This window comes from Corynebacterium pelargi (genome assembly GCF_014635485.1).
Classification (GTDB): Bacteria; Actinomycetota; Actinomycetes; order Mycobacteriales; family Mycobacteriaceae; genus Corynebacterium; species Corynebacterium pelargi.
Map to the genome: position 1 here is coordinate 23,812 of NZ_BMCX01000003.1, position 19,633 is coordinate 43,444.

Consider the following 19,633-nt stretch of genomic DNA (forward strand, 5'->3'; position numbering starts at 1 on the left):
GAAAGGATGCGAGCATTCCCAAGCAAGATCAAGCGGCGTTAGTTGCCGAGCAGGAAAACGTCGATAAGCTCATCGCTACCTTGGACCAAGAAGTTGCCCAGGCAAATGCGCGGCTCAAGGCCGTGATGCTCGAGGTAGATCCCTGCAACCCCGATGCCGAGGCACTCGTGCGCCGCGAAACCGAGTACCACAGCCTGAACGAGAAAATCGATCGGCTGAACCTTGCGCAGCTTGGGTTGGTGTTTGGTCGCATCGATGTAGCCGATGTACCGGAACACCTGATTGATAACCCGGTTGAGGGCCAACCTGGTGTAGATCGTCGCTATATCGGGCGCATGGGGCTGATGGACCGCGAGGATAATTACCGCACGCTGCTGCTCGACTGGCGTGCGCCCATGGCTCGCCCCTTCTATCTGGCCACCACCGCGCACCCAGAGGGCGTGCAGCTTCGGCGTCATATCCGCACCAAAGGCACGAAGGTCACTGGCGTTCACGATGAAGTGCTGTCAGGCCCTGGCAGTGCCGAAGGTTCCGGTGTAACCAGCGAGGCTGCCTTGCACGATGCGCTCGAAGCCGCGCGCACTGGCCATATGGCCTCAATTGTGCAGACCATTCAGCGCGAACAAGACCAGATCATCCGCGATGAGCACCGCGGTGTGATGGTGGTAGAAGGTGGCCCTGGCACGGGTAAAACGGCGGTGGCCTTGCACCGGATTGCCTATCTGCTTTATACCTGGCGTGAGCAACTAGCCAAGACCGGCGTGTTGATCCTCGGCCCCAATGCCACCTTCTTGGAGTACATCTCGCGGGTGCTGCCGGAACTGGGTGAAACGGGCGTGGTGCTTTCTACCGTTGGGGATCTCTACCCAGGGGTCGAAGCCACTGCGGAGGAGTCCCTACTGGCCAGGGAAATCAAGGGCAGCGAGGAGATGGTGGTGCTCATTGATCGCCTGATCAAACATCACCAGCAGTTGCCGGAGAGCACGCGAAGCATCACTATCGACGGCTTGGAGCTTGCGCTTGAGCCGGCGATGGTCAAGGCCGCTCGCACCCGCGCAAGGAGGAGCCGAAAGCCGCATAATGAGGCCCGTCCGGCATTTTGCACCGCGCTTGCCGAGCAGATCGCCAACGCCATGCGCGATCGCATCGGCGCCGATCCCCTTGGCGGGAAGAACTTGCTGGGCGAAGGCGACTTAGCTGAGTTGCACGATGATGTGCGCCAAGCGCCGATCTTTGAGCAGCTTTGTGCTGAATTCTGGCCGGAGCTTGCCCCCACCACCGTGCTGGCGGAATTCTTTGAAGATCCATCGCTGATCCGGGCCATTGCCTTTGATTATGACGAAGATACCCAGCAAGCCCTCTATCGGCGCGATGGTGATGCTTGGGCATCCTCCGATGCGGCTTTGTTAGATGAACTCGCCGCCCGAATCGGAGGTCTTGATCCGGAAGAGCAATTGGAGGCCCAGCGCAAGCGTTGGCGTGAGCAGGTGGCGGAAGCCGCCGAGGCCCTCGATGTGCTGACCGGTTCCCAGAACACCGACCTCGATGATGAAGCCGATGCTGAGATTTTGTCTGCCCATGATGTGGTGGATGCCGAGACCTTGGCGGCTCGTCAGGAGGTGCGCGACCAGCGCAGCACTGCCCAGCGCGCTGCAGAGGACCATCGATGGGCCTTTGGGCACGTCATTATCGACGAAGCCCAGGAGCTCACCCCGATGGAGTGGCGCATGGTGTTTCGCCGGAGTCCCTCGCGTTGGATGACCATTGTGGGCGATCCTGCACAGACCGGCTCGCCTGCCGGTGTCGATGCGTGGGCTGACACGCTTGAGCCCTATGTGCAAGACCGCTTTCATACCCACCGACTCAGCGTGAATTATCGAACCCCGGTCGAGATCATGGAGCTTGCCCACCGCGTGCTCGATGTCTATGCACCTCATGCCCCCAAAGCCCAAGCTTTACGACGTTCCAATGAGCCCATCCGCTACTTCCCCGAGGGAAGTGACCCGCTCGCGATTGCCCGGGAGATACAACAGCGCGAGCCGGAGAGGCTGTGTGCCGTGATCGGCCCGGATGCCTTAGCTGGTGAAGGCATCCTTGGCATTAGTGCCGCCAAGGGCCTGGAGTTTGACCATGTCGTGTTGCTTGATCCGAAGGCCATGGTGGAAGAGTCACCCCAAGGGTGGCAGAACCTCTATGTGGCCTGCACCCGCGCAACTCAGACCTTGAGCGTTATCGGCGAACTTCCCCTATAACAAACACCCGCCTTCCTTGAAGGGAAGGCGGGTGTTGTTTTGCAGGTGTTTGCTTAGCTCACGGTGTGAACGATCATCACATCGCAGTCCGATTGGCGAGCTACATCGGCAGGCACCGAGCCGAGCAGGCGACCGGTGAGCGAGTTAATGCCGCGGTTGCCCACAACGAGCAGGTCGGCGCTGTTTTCGTTGACAATAGCCATGAGCGCTTCAACCGGGGTGCCGGGGCGGATTGCAGTTTCAATCTTCTGTGCACCGGCAGCGCGTGCGTGCTCTGCTGCCTTGTCCAGGTTCTGCTGCGCTGGGTCATTACCCAGCACCGTTACTGAGTCTTGGCGCAGCGTTTTCGAAGCGTCTTCCTTGCTTTCGTAGTAGGCACAGCCGACGATCAAGGTGGCGTCGAACGCTGCGGCGATCTTAGCGGCACGCTCCACGGCAAGCATGGAGGACTTGGAGCCGTCAGTGCCAACAACGATGGTGGAGTAATCGCTCATGAGAACCTTTCTGAAAGCAATATGTTTATTCAAAGAGCCCTTGAGGCTCGCAATGCTCCAAGTCTAACAACTTCCCGGCCACGTGCACGCCAAGGTGAGTATCAGCGCATCACTGGAGCACTGTGTTGGATCTGGCAGATTACATGCCGGCGTCTTCAAGGCCACGCAATTCCTTCTTCAGATCCGCGATCTCATCGCGAAGCCGCCCAGCTAGTTCGAACTTCAATTCCCTAGCTGCGGCCGCCATTTCAGCGCTGAGTTCATCAATGAGGGTGCGCACCTGCTCTGTGGGCATGGCCGATACATCGCGACGTTGCGCCACCAAGGTATCGCCGCTCGCACTTGGTACTTCTTCCCCATTGGCCTCTGCCACCTGATCCAAAATATCTGCGATCTTCTTTCTTAAGGGCTGAGGATCAATGCCGTGCTCGGTGTTATAGGCGATCTGCTTCTCGCGGCGGCGTTCCGTTTCATCGATGGCGTATTGCATCGACTCGGTGACCTTATCGGCATACATAATGACCTCGCCCGAAACATTGCGGGCAGCACGACCGATGGTTTGCACCAAGGACCGAGTAGAACGCAAAAAGCCTTCCTTGTCCGCATCCAGGATCGCCACCAGTGATACCTCGGGCAGGTCGAGGCCCTCGCGCAGGAGGTTGATGCCAACAAGCACGTCGTATTCACCCAGGCGCAGTTGGCGCAGCAGCTCGACGCGCTGCAGGGTGTCGATATCGGAGTGCAGGTAGCGCACCCTGATGCCGTTTTCCAGCAAATAATCGGTGAGGTCTTCTGCCATCTTCTTGGTCAAGGTGGTGACTAAGACGCGCTCTTGTTTCGCGGTGCGTTCGCGGATCTCGTGGATGAGATCGTCGATCTGCCCCCTGGTGGGTCGCACATCCACCTTGGGGTCCAACAGGCCGGTGGGGCGAATGACCTGCTCTACAAACTCACCGCCGGCGGCAGCCATCTCATAGTCGCCGGGTGTGGCCGAAAGGTAGACGGTTTGGCCGACGCGCGCTTCAAATTCTTCCCAGGTCAATGGTCGGTTATCCAGCGCGGAAGGCAGGCGGAACCCGAATTCGACGAGGTTGCGCTTTCGCGACATATCACCTTCGAACATGCCGCCAATCTGTGGCACGGTCACGTGGGACTCGTCGATGATGGTGAGGAAGTCTTCAGGGAAATAATCTAAAAGCGTTGCCGGTGCGGATCCGGCAGGCCTGCCATCGAGGTGGCGAGAGTAGTTCTCAATGCCGGAGCAAAAGCCCACTTGCTCGATCATTTCCAGGTCGTATTCGGTGCGCATGCGAAGGCGCTGCGCTTCGAGCAATTTGCCGCGGTTTTCTAGATCTTCGAGGCGTTCGGCGAGCTCTTCTTTGATATCCGCGACGGCCTTTTCCATCCGTTCGGGCCCTGCCACGTAGTGGGTGGCTGGGAAAATCCTGATCTCATCGACTTGTCGCACCACATCGCCTGTGAGCGGGTGGATGTAGTACAGGGAGTCGATCTCATCGCCGAAGAACTCCACTCTCACGGCGAGTTCTTCATAGGCGGGGATAATGTCTACCACATCCCCTTTCACCCGGAAGGCGCCGCGGGTAAAGCCCACGTCATTGCGGGCGTATTGGATATCCACTAAGAGGCGCAGGAAGCGATCGCGTTCTACTTCTTCACCTACTTTTAACACCACCGAACGATCCAGGTAGCTCTGCGGGGTGCCTAGGCCGTAGATGCAAGAAACGGAGCTGACCACCACCACATCGCGACGAGAAAGCAGCGAACTCGTAGCGCGGTGGCGAAGCCGTTCTACGTCGTCGTTGATGGAGGAGTCTTTTTCGATGTAGGTATCGGTTTGGGCGATATACGCCTCGGGTTGGTAGTAGTCGTAATAGCTTACGAAGTACTCCACCGCGTTATTGGGCAGTAATTGGCGCAACTCATTGGCTAATTGGGCAGCCAGAGTTTTATTGGGCGCCATGACCAGGGTGGGGCGCTGTTGTTTTTCAATCAGCCACGCTGCCGTCGCGGATTTACCGGTACCGGTGGCACCAAGTAAGACCACGTCGCGTTCGCCTTGGTTGAGGCGTTGATCCAGCTCGGCGATGGCCGTTGGTTGATCGCCGGCGGGTTCATATTCAGACACCACCTCGAATACGCCATCGCTGCGTTCCACTTCCTCGACGGGGCGGAAATCTTCCAAATCGGCGTTGATCTTTTCGGGGTGCTCAGAAGCAAAAGCCATGGGCACTACTGTACCGCGTGCAACCACTCCCAGAGTTTGGCCACCTCGGCCTCAAGCGCTTGTTCATCGCCTGAATTATCCACGAGATAATCAGCGCGGGCGCGACGCTGCTCATCCGGCATTTGGCGTTCGATGCGGGCCTTGGCATCGGATGCTTCCAACCCGCGGTAGGCCACGAGCCTGCGGATGCGCTCATCTGCTGGAACATCGACCACGATCACGCGATCGACCAAGGCATCGGAGTTGGTTTCAAGCAGCAGTGGGTGATCGAGCACCACGAGGGCTGCTTCATCGGCACTATTGGCAGCCTCGAGCATCGTTTTGATGCGTTCGGCGATGGCCGGGTGGGTAATGGCGTTGAGCTTCGCGGTGGATGCTTCATCGCGAAAGGCACGCTTTGCCAGTTCTTGGCGGCGTAGGCTGCCATCGCTTTCGATGATGTCTTGGCCAAAAGCCTCGGCGAGTTCGGCTAGGACCGGACTTCCCGGCGCTACCACGTCGCGGGCGACTTGGTCGGCGTCGATAATATTCGCACCTTGTTCGCGCAGAAGTCGAGCCACTGTGCTTTTCCCGCTACCGATTCCGCCGGTCAGTCCTATCTTCATAGTTTCGCCATTGTAGCGAAGTAGAAAACGTAACACACGCCACATTGCCAAGGTCGATGCAGGCGGGTCACAATTCCTATATAACTGAACTTGTCAGACGTCCTACAATTATCTCTCTGATGCGGAGGACCCCGGTGAACGCACTTTCACCCTCACTGCATATCGATGCACCACTACCCCAAGCAATCGAAGGCACAGCTCTCGAACCCCTCGCCCAGTGCAGCCACGGCACCCTCCTGCTGCAATTCAGCTCCACCATCGACGGCACACTCTTGCGTATCGACGGCGCCTGTGGCCACATCGAATTAGGCATTGCAGGAGGCAGGATTGACGGCGCGGTGTGCGTCGACAAGCAAGAACGCCACATCGACGCCGAAGACACCCTCGGTATTGACGACGGCAAACCCCACACCCTCGGCCTGGTGGCCAGCGCCGAAGGCCTTGCGCTCTACCTCGATGGCTACGCAGCGTTTCACACCACCCCGATTGGCTGGTTCAAGGAACTCCAGGTTCAACGTATTGCCACCGATCCTGCGGGCATCATGCAGGTCAGCGCATTGGACGTGTTCGAAGAAGCCCTCCAAGCCCCGCAGATGGTAGCCAAAGCTCACCCGGCGGCACCCTTTGTGGAGTTCGCAGCCTCTCGCCTGTCTGATCGCGACGCACAACGCTGCGGCGCACTGCATTCCGGCGCCTGGCGTGCACGCTTTCGCTCCCGCGGTCTAGGCCAAGGCGGCACCATCATCGAAGCCGGCGGCGAGCACGGCACCCTCACCCTGGAGATGATCAACGGCGGATTGCGCTATAGCGCCAAAGACCAAGGCACCACGCTGGCAAGCGTTGAAGCCCCAGGCCACTGGGACGATGGCGAATGGCACGATGTGGTCTTAGTATCCGGCCGCGGCGCCTTGGTGCTGTATGTGGATGGCTACCAAGTGGCACTGGCCCCTGGGGCATGCTTCTTTGCCGATGTCGCCCCCATCAAAGCCGTGACCGTGGGCATGAACCTGGAACAAGCACGGCTTTTTGGCGAGGCCCAAACCGCGGCGATTTTCGACGCAGTGCTCAGCGACGCCCAGGTCAAGCGCCTTGCCGGGGTAAGCCCCATCGAAACCAGGGCACTATTTGATACTGGATTTCATGGATCCAAAAGCTACCGCATCCCCTCCCTGCTCCGGCTCGCATCGGGCGTGATTCTTGCGGGAGCAGATCGCAGAGTCAGCATCGCCAACGACAGCCCCAACGATATCGACTTCGTGTTACGCCGCAGCCTCGACGATGGCCGCACCTGGGAGCCGATGCAAACGCTCATCGAATACCCCGGCGAAGGCCGTAAGGGCGCCAGCGTCATCGACTCCGTACTTGTTCAAGACCGCGAGAGCGGCAAAGTGATCGTGCTCATCGATCACTTCCCCGGCGGCATTGGCCAACCAAACTGCGAAGTAGGCACCGGTTTTGATGATCAACGGCGCATGCTGCTGCATAACCGCCAGGGTGAGCAATTCCTGCTCAACACCGATGGCAGCGTGGTCACCCTCGATGGTCACAGCACCGAATACCGCGTTGATGCCAAGGGCAACGTTGCTGAAAACGATCAGCCCGCAGGCAATATCTACCTCGCCTACGGCGTCGACCCCAACGAGAGCCTGTTGAGCCACCGCAGCGCCTATGTGCAGATGATCACCAGCGATGACGACGGCGAAACGTGGAGCGATCCGGTCGATATCACCGCGGATATCAAGGCACCATGGATGCGCTTTATCGGCACCTCGCCTGGCAACGGCATCCAACTGCGCCACGGCGAACACGCCGGAAGGATCCTCGTGCCCGCCTACTACAACCATGAAGAAGGCAAAACTTTCTCCTGCTGTGCGCTCTACAGCGACGATGCCGGATCCACCTGGCACCGCGGCGCCTCGCCCAATGATGGCCGAGAGCTTTTTGGCGCCACCCTCGACTCGCGCGCGCTTGAAGACGACCGTGGATCCCTGCATGAGTCCGTGCTGGTAGAAGATTCCCACGGGCGCGTGCATGTGTACATGCGCAATCAGCACCCCTCCGGGCGCGTCGGCCACGCAGTATCCACCGATGGAGGCGCCACCTGGGGCGACGTTGATTACCACCCCGAGCTCACAGAGATCTTCTCTCAGCCAAATGCCATTGAAGTTGATGTGGCAGGCGAGCCCGCAGTGGTGTTTGCCAATGCCTCACAGATGCTGCCCTTCCGCGGTTGCGGGGTATTGCGCCTGAGCTTCGATGAAGGCCGCACTTGGCCGCATAACCGCGTATTCCAGCCTCGGCACTACGTCTATCAGTGCATGACGCAACTGGACAATGGCGACATTGGGCTGTTGTGGGAACGCGAAACCCAGGGCCTGTTTTTTAGCCGGATCCCCCTTGCCTGGCTCCTCGCTTCGCGCCAAACCTCGAGCTAAATCCCTTTCACGCTCGCCCCTCACACAAGCCCCTCACACAAGCCCCTTGAACATAAAGGAACACATGCAATGAATGCGGACCGGGCAGTACCAACTGCCACTGCCCAACTCCCCTGGTATAAGCAGCTCAGCAAAGAAAAATGGAAGGCATTCTTTGCCGCTTGGCTCGGCGTCTTGCTCGATGGCTACGACTTCGTGCTCATCTCCTTTGCACTTCCAGCAATCCGCGATGCCTTCGGCCTCAGCCTCGTGCAATCAGCAGCGCTTGTCTCTGCTGCCTTCATCTCCCGCTGGCTCGGCGGCCTCGTGCTTGGTGCCATGGCAGACAAGATGGGCCGCAAACCAGCCATGGTGGCCTCCATCATCCTCTTTGCAGCAGGATCTATCCTCATGGCGTTTTCGCCAGGGTTCTGGCTGCTATTTATCTGCCGCCTCATCATCGGCTTTGCCATGGCCGGCGAATACTCCTCCTCGGCCACCTACATCATCGAATCCTGGCCCAAGCACATGCGCAACAAGGCCTCGGGCTTTTTACTCTCCGGTTTCGCCTTCGGCGTGATTCTGGCAGCACAGGTAGATAAATACCTGGTGGCTTGGGTAGAAAGCTGGCACCCGGGCTGGGGTTGGCGCGCGCTTTTCCTTACCGGCATCGTGCCCATCGTGGTGGCCATCTACATGCGCCGTTCCCTGCCCGAGGCCGATGATTGGGAGGAGCGCCAGCAGTCTTCCGACACCAAACACGATATGCTCGCGGTGCTCTTCGGCGGCTCTCGTCGCGTGCTCAACTTGGTACTCGTGGTGCTCGCCGCGCTGTTTTTGTTGCTGATCTTCTCGCGCCTTGTTGGTGCCGCGGTGATCGTGCCGCTGAGTGTAATCTGCGCCGGCATCTTCATCTTCTTCGTCTACCAATTCGATCCGAAGCGTTGGGTCATTGGTGTTGCGATCATGGTGACGATCTTCGCCTCCTTCATGTACACCTGGCCTATCCAAGGACTCCTGCCCACCTACCTCAAAGACGTAGGCATGGATCCCAACACCGTGGCCAACGTGATCACCTTCGCAGGCTTTGGTAACGCCTTGGGCTATATCATTGCCGGTTTTGCCGGCGACCGTTTTGGCATGCGCCGCTGGTATGCCATCTCCATCATCATTTCCCAAACCATCGTCTTCCCGCTGTTTATGCAAAACGGCGAGCTGGTAGCACTCGTGGCGATCTTGCTCTTTGTCAATCAGATGTTTGGCCAGGGCATTTCGGGCCTTTTGCCCAAGTGGGTGGCCTCCTACTTCCCCATCGAACGTCGCGCCGCTGGCCTGGGCTTTTGCTATAACGTTGGCGCCTTAGGCGGTGCCGTAGGCCCCGTACTCGGTGCCGCGCTGGCTGGCAGTTCCCTTGGTTTTGGTGGCGCCTTGGCCGTACTTTCCGTGGGCTTCGCTGGCATCGTGGTGCTTTCCATCGGACTGAACTTGCCTCGGATGCTGCAAAAGCTTGTCGACGCCTCCGCGGTTCGCCCCGAAGACGGCAATGACGAGATCATCGCGAAAGCATAGGAAGTGCACCAACATGTCGTACTTTGTTGTAGGAGCATATGCCTCCCAACCACCCGAGCTTGATGCGCAGCGTCGCTACTATGACCTGCTGGCTGAAACCGGTTGGGTGGATGGACTCGAGGTGCCGTATCCAGGCCAGATGCACGAGGGTTTCCTCGGCTCCTTGTTAGAGGGACGGTTCCAGCACAGCGTGCTCACCGCAATTCCAGGCACCATGGTCAATGTGTGGGATGATCCCGATTTCGGGCTTGGATCTCCCACTGCCGCCGGCAGGGCCAAGGCCATGGAGTTTTGTGCCCAGCTTCGCAATTCCCTTGAGGCGATGCACCGCGAGCATGGCCATATCTTCGACTGGGTGGCGTTGCATTCTGCGCCGAGCAATCGCTCTACTGCCGAGGATTTCCAGGCATCGCTGAAAGAACTGCTCACCTGGGATTGGTGTGGTGCCAAGATCGTGATTGAGCATTGCGATGAGCGATCCGATGAGCATGAAGCAGAAAAGGGCTTTTTATTGCTCGAAGAGGAATTAGCCATTGCCCAAGAACTCGGCCTGCATTGCTCTTTGAACTGGGGGCGCTCCGCGGTAGGTTCCCGCGGTGATATCCGGCCTCAACAGCACGTTAACCAGGCCAAGGCAAGCGGCGTGCTTGCCGGGGTGATCTTTTCTGGGGCCTCCCCGCAGACCACGCAATACGGCCCGGCTTGGATCGATGGGCACTTGCCTTTAAGCCTTGATGAGCCCGCCTCGTTGATGACGCCCGAACAGGTAGCGCAGTCATGCGCGCTTGCCGGTGATGTGGATTATCTAGGCGCTAAATGTTGTGCGCCCAAAGATGCCAGCCTTGAGCAACGCTTGGCCATGATCGAACGCATTTATCGCTGCTGCCAGGCCTAATACATGGCAAATGCCGTTGCCCTTTGATCGGGGCAACGGCATTAATTTTGGGCTGTGCGCTTAGGCGTCCTTAGCGCGGGTGGTGATGACCACGCTGTCTGCATTGGCGTGGTCGACGGCGGTGCCTTCCACATCAGCAAACTTCGGAGTGTTGGTCACCAGCACAGGGGTGATCAGGTTGTAGCCCTGAGACTCAATGAAGTCAGGATCAAAGCTGATGAGCTTCTCGCCAGCCTTGACGTGCTGCTTCTTGTCTACGTGGACGGTGTAGCCCTCACCATTGAGCTGGACGGTGTCGATACCGACGTGCACCAGCAGGTCCACACCGGAATCCAGGCGCAGGCCAACTGCGTGACCGGACTTTTGCACGGTGAGTACGGTGGCATCGGCAGGTGCTACGACCTCAGTACCCGAGGGCACGATGGCGACACCCTTGCCCAGCTTGCCGCCGGCGAAGATGGGATCGGGAACCTCAGACAGCGGCACTGCCTTGCCCTCAAGCGGAGCAGTGATTTGGGTCAGCGCACCGGGCTCCAGTGCGGTCTTTACAGGCTTGGTGGCGGTAGCAACCCCACCTGCGGCTGCAGCGCCAGCGGCAGCAGGAGCAGCGGTGGTGGCGGCGTCTTCCTGAGCAGACTCGGATTCAACGGCTGCGGATTCTGCGGCGAGGCGCTCAAGCACCTCAGCCTTTTCTTCCTTGGTGCGGTAATCCATCACGAGGACCAAGGCCATGGAGGTGAAGAAGGCAACGCCGATACCGATGAGGTAGCCACCCATTGGCTCCATCGCAGGGAAGGTGAGCAAGGAGGTGAAGACGAAGGCCTTTGCCTTGACGTCGAAGAGGCCGATGATGAAACCGCCGATGGCACAGCCGGGAAGCAGTGCTAGGTAGGAGCGGCGGAAACGCAGCAGCACACCGTAGAGCGAAGGCTCAGAGATACCGCCGAGCAGGCCGGCCATCATACCGCCCATGGAAACCTGACGCATGGTGGCGTTGCGCTCCTTGATGGAGAGGATGAGCACGCCGGTGACCACACCGAAGCAGGCGAAGTTCCATGCACCCATGGGGCCTTGGATGAAGTCGTAGCCCAGGGTTGCGATGTTTTGGATCATGATCACGTTCAGCGGCCAGTGCAGACCCAGTGGCACGAGGAATGGGTACAGCAGCGGTACGACGATCGCCAGGATCAGCGGGCTGAAGTTGTTAATGGCGGAGAGCATGTTGGAGATGCCAACGCCGGTGTAGATACCGAAGGGGCCGAGCAAGAAGGCCGTCAGCGGGATCATAATCAGCAGCGAGAAGAATGGCACGAACACCATGTGCACGGACTGAGGGATGATCTTCTTAAAGAGCTTTTCTACCCAGTACAGGCCGATCGCGGCGAGCAGCGGTGGGAACACCTGTCCGCCGTAGTCGTTGAGCACCATGGGCAGGCCGAAGACGGTGACCTTGTACACGTCGGCACCATTGGCGGCCTGGGAGACTACCGTTTCCGGCAGCTCTTTCATGGCGATGAACTGGGGAGTCATCAGAGCTGCAGGGATTGCTGCACCGACCCACTCATTAGCGCCGAGCTTACGAGCTGCGGTAGCGCCCACCATGATGGGCAGGAAGTAGAACACGGAGTTCCACATCGCGTGCATGAACTGGTAGGTCGGCGGCTGCTGTTCTGCACGGAAGTCCTGCCAGCCGAAGGTATCGGCCAGCACGAGCATGGTGATGATCAGCGATGCGCCGAGCAGAGCCCAAAGGATTGGGCGGAAGGTATCAGACAGCACCTCGAAGCCGTAGTCGATCCACGAGTACTTGCCGCGAGCCCCGCCGTATTCCTTCTTGCCGCTCGCGGCCTTCTTGGTTTCACCACCGGTGAGCTTTTGCAGTTCTTGGTAGTAGTTCGCAACAGCACCACCCATAACAACCTGCAGGCCGGTGGAGCCTTGGGGGACGACGCCGAGCACGTCGGGGTTGTTGTCGAGGGCGGTTTGGTCAGCCTTGGACTGGTCTGCGAGCTGGAAACGAAGTCGTGTTGCACAGTGCGTGAGCGACACGATGTTCTCAGCGCCACCGACCTTGTCCAGGATGAACTCTGAAGTCTGCTTCACAGAAGACGCCATGAGTCACCTTTCAAGAGAGGATGGAGGTTCTTCGCCCGAAATGTTGTAACAGTCACATACGGAACTAAAACCGGAAAACAATCACATCATAATGTTCATGCGGGCAAAAATACAACACTAAGCCAAACAACTTCCAACCCGAACGCAACGTTTCCCAAGTTTTAAGAGACGGAGCTCACAGCTTACGCCAAGGGCGATCCTCCCCCACCCAGGATAAGCAGGCTAAAAAGCAGGAAAACCCGAGGAATTTTCATTCCCCGGGTCACACCTCAGCGTGTCGTGCTTAGCGCGAGGTGGCTTGGCGCACGCCGTAGAAATACCAGCCATCCGACATTCGGAAGCACTCAGAGGTGCCGGCTGGCCACTGACCTTGAAGTTGCACACAGTTGCTTGAGGTGCCGGTGCCATAGGGACCCATGGCCACCCACTCAAAGCCTTGCCCCGCTGGATACGGCGGGTCGGGGAAACGTTCTTCTTGCTGCTGCGGAGCATAGGTAGGTTCCGGAGCAGACTCCGGCTCTGGGCGGTTTGCCTGATCGCTGACGATTCCGTCCAATTCCCTTTGGAAAGCATCACGGCGAGCACTCAGCGATGCCGCTTCCTTTTCGGCCTCCTCTTTCCTGCTGCGCTCAGCAGCAGAAGCGCTCTCGAGCTCACGCTCGCGACTTTGCTGGGCTTGGCTTTCCTTTACTTGTGCAAGCTCAGCCGAAAGGGACGCCGCCTCTTTCTCAGCATCTGTGTTACCGCATCCTGCCAACATCACCGCCGCTAACCCCAGCGCCAGGAATCGCTGATTCATGTCCACCTCTTGCTCGATCGAGTTCCGCTTCGGTGTTTTAGCCTATCGGTTTGGCCTCGCTACCGTGCAAGCACGCCTGCGCCTACCCCCAAACTCTCCCCTGAAGCAGACCTTTGCACCAGCCTTCTTGCTCCTTCAGCTCATCACTCCCCCGCGGCAAGCTCAGGCACCAATGGTTTCACAGAAACTACTCAGTTAAGCAACAGCATCCGGGGAGTATCGCCACATCTGCGGCAGACTATGATGAGCATCCGATAATCATTGTCACTTCTACCAAAGGATGGTCTTTGACTCTTGGTTAAACAATTAGTCCTACCCACGCTGATCTATGCCTCTATCTCGGCACTGGGTTTTGTCATCATCAATGCCATATTCGATGTCGAATACAGCGATCCGGCGATGCAGTACCTCGGCATCAGCTTCATGCTTGTATCCGCAGGCTTTGTTGCCTACCTTTTACGCGGGCGCCTCCATCTTCACGGATGGCTGGGCACCACAGCACTGCCACGGCACTACCGCTTCACACTCCGGGTACTGATCGTTGCCACGTTGATCCTCTTTTTGGCCGCACCGATTGAGTTTGCGCTCAGGGGTGAGTTCTCGCCAATCATCTTCGCTTCAGTGGTGCTGAGTCTGCTCATTGGTTTTTCCGAAGAGGGCTTTTTTAGAAAGTTCATCCTGGACCACACCAAGGATTCAGATTCACTCAAAACCAAATGCATCTGGCTGATCGGCTCGATGGTGCTCTTCGGTTTCCTCCACATGACGAACGTGCTCAGCGGCATGCCGCTTGGAGCGGCCTTTGATCAATCGCTCAAGGCGATGCCCATGGGCCTGGTAGCAGGCGCCATTTATCTTCGCACCCGCGCATTTTTGGCTGTGGTGTTGTGGCACGCAAGCATCGACTTCACCTTGTTCGCAAACGCCCAGAAGCCATTTTATTTTGGCGGCGTGTGGGGCATCATCATCGATCTTTGCATCATCGCATTGAGCATCTTTGTTATCTGGGACGCCATTAAGGCGCTGCGCTCGCGAAGCTAAGCGCCAATCGCACGAGTCGAGAGCACAAAGAAAACCCCCAATCCCGAAAGGGATTGGGGGTCTGTCTTAGTCTCTGGCTTGGATAACCAAGCGATGAGGCTTTTTACTCACCACCAGCGAGCTTCTCGCGCAGTGCGGCGAGCTGCTCGTCGGAAGCAAGGGAGCCACCTTCAGCTTCGGTAGCGGCGGCCTGAGCCGGCTCGTTGGAAGCAGAGGAGTAGTTGGCTGCCTCGCCGGAAGCTGCTGCCTCGGCTGCGGCTGCACGGGAACGCTCGATCTGAGCGGTGTGGAGCTGGAAGCGACGCTCGGACTCTGCGTAGCGAGCCTCCCACTCCTGGCGCTGCTCGTCGAAGCCCTCGAGCCACTCGTTGGTCTCGGGGTCGAAGCCCTCGGGGAAGATGTAGTTGCCCTGCTCGTCGTAGGAGTCGGCCATACCGTACTTCGACGGATCGAACTCTTCGGTGTAGTCCTCGTCGGCCTGCTTCAGCGACAGGGAGATGCGACGACGCTCAAGGTCGATGTCGATAACCTTGACCATTGCCTCGTCACCGACGTTGACAACCTGGTCCGGCACCTCAACGTGGCGCTGAGCCAGCTCGGAGATGTGAACGAGGCCCTCGATGCCTTCTTCAACGCGAACGAAGGCGCCGAAGGGAACGAGCTTGGTAACCTTGCCGGGCACAATCTGGCCAACGGCGTGGGTACGTGCGAATACGCGCCAAGGATCTTCCTGGGTTGCCTTCAGCGAGAGGGACACGCGCTCGCGGTCGAGATCAACGTCGAGCACCTCAACGGTGACTTCGTCGCCAACGGTGACAACCTCAGAGGGGTGATCGATGTGCTTCCAGGAGAGCTCGGATACGTGCACGAGGCCGTCCACACCGCCGAGATCGACGAATGCGCCGAAGTTGACGATGGAGGAAACGACACCCTTGCGCACCTGGCCCTTTTGGAGCTGGTGAAGGAACTCGGAGCGAACCTCGGACTGGGTCTGCTCGAGCCATGCACGGCGGGAAAGCACCACGTTGTTGCGCTGCTTGTCCAGCTCGATGATCTTGGCTTCGATTTCCTGGCCGATGTAGGGATCCAGGTCGCGAACGCGACGCATCTCAACCAGGGATGCAGGCAGGAAGCCGCGCAGTCCGATGTCGAGAATAAGGCCGCCCTTGACAACCTCGATGACGGTACCGGTAACCGGCTCGTCCTTTGCCTTGAGATCCTCGATGGTGCCCCAAGCACGCTCGTACTGAGCACGCTTCTTGGACAGGATCAGACGGCCTTCTTTGTCTTCCTTGGTCAGCACGAGAGCGTCGATCTGGTCGCCGACCTCGACAACCTCATCGGGATCTACGTCGTGCTTGATGGAAAGCTCGCGGGTGGGGATAACACCCTCGGTCTTGTATCCGATGTCGAGCAGAACCTCGTCGTGGTCAACCTTAACCACGGTGCCTTCGACGATATCGCCATCATTGAAGTACTTGATGGTGGCGTCAACGGCTGCGAGGAAATCCTCAGCGGAGCCAATGTCGTTGATGGCTACCTGAGGGACGTTATTGGTGGGCATAAAGTAAGTGCTCCGAAAAGTAAGTAGGAATCGAGTTTGGACAGGAACGCGTCTCTCAAAAACCTATGGCTTACGCTGGGCTTTTGATCTCACTAGAGATGGATCATTGCCGTCCTACATCGACAATCTCGCACCTTAAGCACAGACACGCCCGAACAACATTAGTGCATTTGCCCAGCTAGATCAAGCGATAGGACTTCCCCGTGTCGCCTTGCAACAATATTCACATGAGCCACACTTCCCCGGATCAAGCACGCCTGGCCAACCAACGCTGGTGGAACTTCGATGCCGAGCAATATCACCAAGCCCACCCCGAATATCTTTCGAGCTTTTATTGGTGCCCCGAAATGCTCTCCGAACAACAGGCCCAGCTTTTAGGCGATTGCTCCAATCAGCGCGTACTGGAAATTGGCTGCGGTTCCGGCCCCTGCGCATCGTGGCTGGCCAGCACCTATCCCTCCGCCACCGTGATCGGCATCGACATCGCCAAAGGCATGCTTTCCCGCGGCGAGGGTTTTCACGGCTTGCTTGCCGACGTCCACAGCATTCCCCTGGCCGATCAAAGCATGGACTGTGCGTTCTCGGCTTTTGGAGCCTTCCCCTTTATCCCGCAGCTCACCCCTGCCCTGCGTGAGGTGGCTAGAGTGCTCAAACCCGGTGCCCGGCTGGTCATTTCAGTCAATCACCCAATGCGCTGGGTCTTTCCCGATCACCCAGGTACGCAAGGGCTCATCGCCACCCATTCCTATTTTGAGCACTCCTATGTAGAACACGATGCAGATGGCGAGCTTAGCTATGCCGAATTCCAGCACACGATGAGTGACTGGATTCGGGCCTTTGACCACAGTGGCTTCCGGCTGCACCGGCTGATCGAACCGGAGTGGCCAGAAGATCTGCACATCACCTGGGGGCAGTGGTCACCGCTGCGCGGCAAGCTCTTTCCAGGCACCGTGATCTTTTGCGCCACCAAGGATTAGTGGGCTGCTTCCTCCCAGTTTTTTCCAACGCCACTGGCTACCTCAAGAGGCACATTCAATTGCACCGCGGCGTCCATTTCGCGCTCGACGATGTCTTGGACACGGTCTTGCTCGCCTGGGGCAATTTCCACCACGAGTTCGTCGTGGACTTGCAGCAACACCCTCGATTGCACACCGGCAGCCCGCAACTTCCGATCCACCCGAATCATCGCCACCTTAATAATGTCGGCGGCAGTGCCCTGGATGGGCGCATTCAGCGCGGCGCGCTCGGCGGTTTCACGAGCCACCCGGTTCTCGCTTGAAAGCTCCGGAAGATAGCGCCTGCGACCAAAAAGCGTGGCGGTATAGCCATCGTGGCGGGCTTGTTCTACTACCTGGTCAAGATAACGTTTCACCCCGCCGAAGCGCTCGAAGTAGCTTTCCATGATGCTCTTTGCCTCACCGGCAGGAATATTGAGCTGCTGGGAAAGACCAAAGGCCGAAAGACCATACACCAAGCCATAACTCATCGCTTTTACGCGGCGGCGCAGCTCGGGAGTCACTTGATCTACTGGTACTTCAAAGACTCGCGAGCCAACGAAGTTGTGCAGATCCTCACCCTCGCGATACGCCTGGATGAGCCCTTCATCCTCAGACAGGTGGGCCATCACGCGCATCTCAATCTGGGAATAGTCGGCGGTAAGTAAGCTCTCATAGCCCTCGCCTACGACAAATGCCGAGCGGATCTTGCGCCCGGCTTCGGTGCGCACGGGGATGTTTTGCAAGTTGGGATCGGTAGAGCTCAAGCGGCCGGTAGAAGCCTTGGTCTGGTGGAAGGTGGTGTGGATACGCCCATCATCGGCCACCGAGCGGATCAAACCTTCCAGGGTGGACTTCATCTTGGTGTATTCACGGTGAGCCAAGAGGTGGTCAAGGAAGGGGTGCGGGTGCTTTGCAGCTAAGGCATCAATTTCCTTCGCGGCAGTGGAATACCCTGTTTTGGTCTTCTTCGTTTTCGGCAGCGCCAAGGTATCAAACAACACGCCCTGGAGCTGTTTCGGACTCGAAAGATTGAGCTCGGGTTCGTCGACAAGCTCCCTGGCGGCCTGTTCCTCTTCAGCAACCATGGCCTTGAAGTCGGCCAGTTGCTCCTCCAACGTCTCCACATCCACGGCGATGCCAGTTTGCTCCATGCGACCCAAAATGAGGGCGAGCGGAATCTCCAAATCGCGGTAGAGCTCAAAAGCGTTAATCTCTACGAGCTGCTGGGCCAAGGCCTCGGCCAATTCCATCACCGCAGCACTATGGCTTAGAAGCTCTTGATGCTCACCGGCATCCAGGAGGGAAAGCTGCTCACCCGAGGGCTGCTCAGATTGGAGTTGGCGCTGTAAGTGGCGCTGGAATACGTCCTTGAGCTCATAGGTGCGCTGCCCGGGCCTTAAAAGATAGGCGGCGATCTCGGTGTCTTGGACTACCCCATCAAGCTCAAAACCGCGTGCGGCAAGCATGTGGTAGGTGGCCTTAGCACCATGCACGCACTTCGGCTGCTTGGAGGAAACCCAGCTCGCGAAAGCGCGTTCGTCTTCCACATCTAAATCTTCAAAAGACGCCACCACACCGTGGTACTTAGCGTCGCAGAGCGCGAAGGTGTGAGCGTCTCCACCGAATGGCGCTGGATTACCCGCAACGACAAGGGCTAGGGCTTGATCCTTGTGGTCTTCGAGCCACTGAGCCACGCCAACATGGTCAAGGATCACCTCCGGTGCATCCTCGGCCTCAATGGCACTGGCATCGACGCCAAAGGCCTTAAACACGCGCTCGCGCAAGCTCACGCCGAACTCCAAGGCATCAAAGGCCTCAGCCGCGGCGTTGACGTCCACGTCATTGCGCTGCAATTGCTCAGGGGCAAGTGGCAATTCCACATCACGCACCATCTGCGTAAGTTCGCGGTTGGTACGCACCTGCTCCACAGCATTGCGCAGGTTCTGCCCCGCCATGCCCGTGATCTCATCGGCGTGTGCGATCAGGGATTCTAAGTCTCCGTACTGCACGATCCACTTGGTGGCCGTTTTTTCTCCCACCCTGGGGATGCTGGGCAAGTTATCGGAAGGATCTCCACGCAACGCGGCAAAGTCGGGGTATTGCGCTGGAGTAAGCCCGTACTTTTCTTCCACCGCCTCCGGGGTGAAGTGAATCAGGTCCGAGACTCCCCTGCGCGGATACAGCACCGTCACGCGATCGGTGATGAGCTGGAAGGAGTCACGATCGCCGGTAACGATCTGAGTATCAAAATCCTGCTGCTGCGCGGCAGTGGCCAAGGTGGCAATAATGTCATCGGCCTCGAAATTTTCCTTTTCCAGATACGGCACACCCAGCGCATCCAGCATCTGCTGGATCAACGCGATTTGGCCTTTAAACTCCGGCGGAGTGGCCTCGCGCTGCGCCTTATAAGCAGGAAACATCTCGGAGCGGAAGGTGCTTCGTCCCACGTCGAAGGCCACAGCCAGGTGGGTGGGGCGTTGTTCGGCAACCAAGGATGCCAACATGCCCATAAATCCATACACAGCATTGGTGGTTTGACCGCCGGAGGTAGAGAAATTCTCCGAAGGGATGGCAAAAAAGGCACGGAATGCCATGGAATGGCCGTCGATGAGCATTAAACGCTTGGTAGTCACGCGCACCAG

Annotated in this window: 13 protein-coding genes; 6 read left to right on the forward strand and 7 right to left on the reverse strand. The window is 58.2% G+C overall.

Features of this window, described 5'->3' with window-relative positions:
* Positions 1-14: 14 nt before the first annotated feature.
* Positions 15-2,252 carry a HelD family protein gene (locus IEU99_RS06555; protein WP_503826567.1) on the forward strand — a complete coding sequence of 746 codons (2,238 nt, stop codon included), beginning with the start codon at positions 15-17 and terminating at the stop codon, positions 2,250-2,252.
* Between the two features lie 53 nt (positions 2,253-2,305).
* Here IEU99_RS06555 and IEU99_RS06560 read toward each other — a convergent pair whose 3' ends face one another.
* The 3 genes from IEU99_RS06560 to coaE form a co-directional block, all read right to left on the reverse strand.
* Positions 2,306-2,746: a universal stress protein gene (locus tag IEU99_RS06560; RefSeq protein WP_128889927.1), complete on the reverse strand. Its 441-nt coding sequence runs from the start codon at positions 2,744-2,746 to the stop codon at positions 2,306-2,308.
* A gap of 139 nt (positions 2,747-2,885) precedes the next feature.
* The gene (uvrB, locus tag IEU99_RS06565; RefSeq protein ID WP_128889928.1) at positions 2,886-4,991 is read right to left on the reverse strand and encodes an excinuclease ABC subunit UvrB; all 2,106 of its coding nucleotides are present in this window, start codon (positions 4,989-4,991) and stop codon (positions 2,886-2,888) included.
* Positions 4,992-4,996: 5 nt separating this feature from the next.
* A complete protein-coding gene (gene coaE / locus IEU99_RS06570) occupies positions 4,997-5,596 on the reverse strand; it encodes a dephospho-CoA kinase (RefSeq protein ID WP_128889929.1) in 600 nt (199 codons plus the stop codon).
* A 134-nt stretch (positions 5,597-5,730) separates the two neighbouring features.
* Between coaE and IEU99_RS06575 the strand changes: the two genes are divergently transcribed.
* The 3 genes from IEU99_RS06575 (at position 5,731) to IEU99_RS06585 (ending at position 10,474) form a co-directional block, all read left to right on the forward strand.
* A complete protein-coding gene (locus IEU99_RS06575) occupies positions 5,731-8,031 on the forward strand; it encodes an exo-alpha-sialidase (RefSeq protein WP_229718416.1) in 2,301 nt (766 codons plus the stop codon).
* 69 nt (positions 8,032-8,100) lie between these two features.
* Positions 8,101-9,579 (forward strand): MFS transporter, encoded by a 1,479-nt coding sequence (locus tag IEU99_RS06580; protein WP_128889931.1) that lies wholly within the window; start codon positions 8,101-8,103, stop codon positions 9,577-9,579.
* A 13-nt stretch (positions 9,580-9,592) separates the two neighbouring features.
* Positions 9,593-10,474, forward strand: coding sequence for a DUF4862 family protein (locus IEU99_RS06585; RefSeq protein WP_128889932.1), 882 nt, complete (start codon positions 9,593-9,595; stop codon positions 10,472-10,474).
* Between the two features lie 60 nt (positions 10,475-10,534).
* Here the strand turns inward: IEU99_RS06585 and IEU99_RS06590 are convergent, their stop codons facing one another.
* Positions 10,535-12,589, reverse strand: a complete 2,055-nt coding sequence (locus tag IEU99_RS06590) for a glucose PTS transporter subunit IIA (protein WP_128889933.1) — start codon at positions 12,587-12,589, stop codon at positions 10,535-10,537.
* Positions 12,590-12,872: 283 nt separating this feature from the next.
* On the reverse strand, positions 12,873-13,388 hold the full coding sequence (locus tag IEU99_RS06595; RefSeq protein ID WP_128889934.1) for a hypothetical protein: 516 nt from the start codon (positions 13,386-13,388) through the stop codon (positions 12,873-12,875).
* A 294-nt stretch (positions 13,389-13,682) separates the two neighbouring features.
* Here IEU99_RS06595 and IEU99_RS06600 point away from each other — a divergent pair, with 294 nt between their 5' ends.
* Positions 13,683-14,429 carry a CPBP family intramembrane glutamic endopeptidase gene (locus IEU99_RS06600; protein WP_128889935.1) on the forward strand — a complete coding sequence of 249 codons (747 nt, stop codon included), beginning with the start codon at positions 13,683-13,685 and terminating at the stop codon, positions 14,427-14,429.
* A gap of 103 nt (positions 14,430-14,532) precedes the next feature.
* Here IEU99_RS06600 and rpsA read toward each other — a convergent pair whose 3' ends face one another.
* Positions 14,533-15,993 carry a 30S ribosomal protein S1 gene (gene rpsA / locus IEU99_RS06605; RefSeq protein ID WP_123960318.1) on the reverse strand — a complete coding sequence of 487 codons (1,461 nt, stop codon included), beginning with the start codon at positions 15,991-15,993 and terminating at the stop codon, positions 14,533-14,535.
* A 227-nt stretch (positions 15,994-16,220) separates the two neighbouring features.
* On the opposite strand from rpsA, the gene IEU99_RS06610 reads away from it, so the two are divergent.
* Positions 16,221-16,970, forward strand: coding sequence for a class I SAM-dependent methyltransferase (locus tag IEU99_RS06610; protein WP_128889936.1), 750 nt, complete (start codon positions 16,221-16,223; stop codon positions 16,968-16,970).
* On the opposite strand, the gene polA is transcribed toward IEU99_RS06610, so the two are convergent.
* Entirely contained in the window at positions 16,967-19,606 is a 2,640-nt protein-coding gene (gene polA, locus IEU99_RS06615; RefSeq protein WP_128890835.1) for a DNA polymerase I, read from the reverse strand. The two genes, IEU99_RS06610 and polA, sit on opposite strands and share 4 nt — an antisense overlap.
* Between the last annotated feature and the right edge of the window lie 27 nt (positions 19,607-19,633).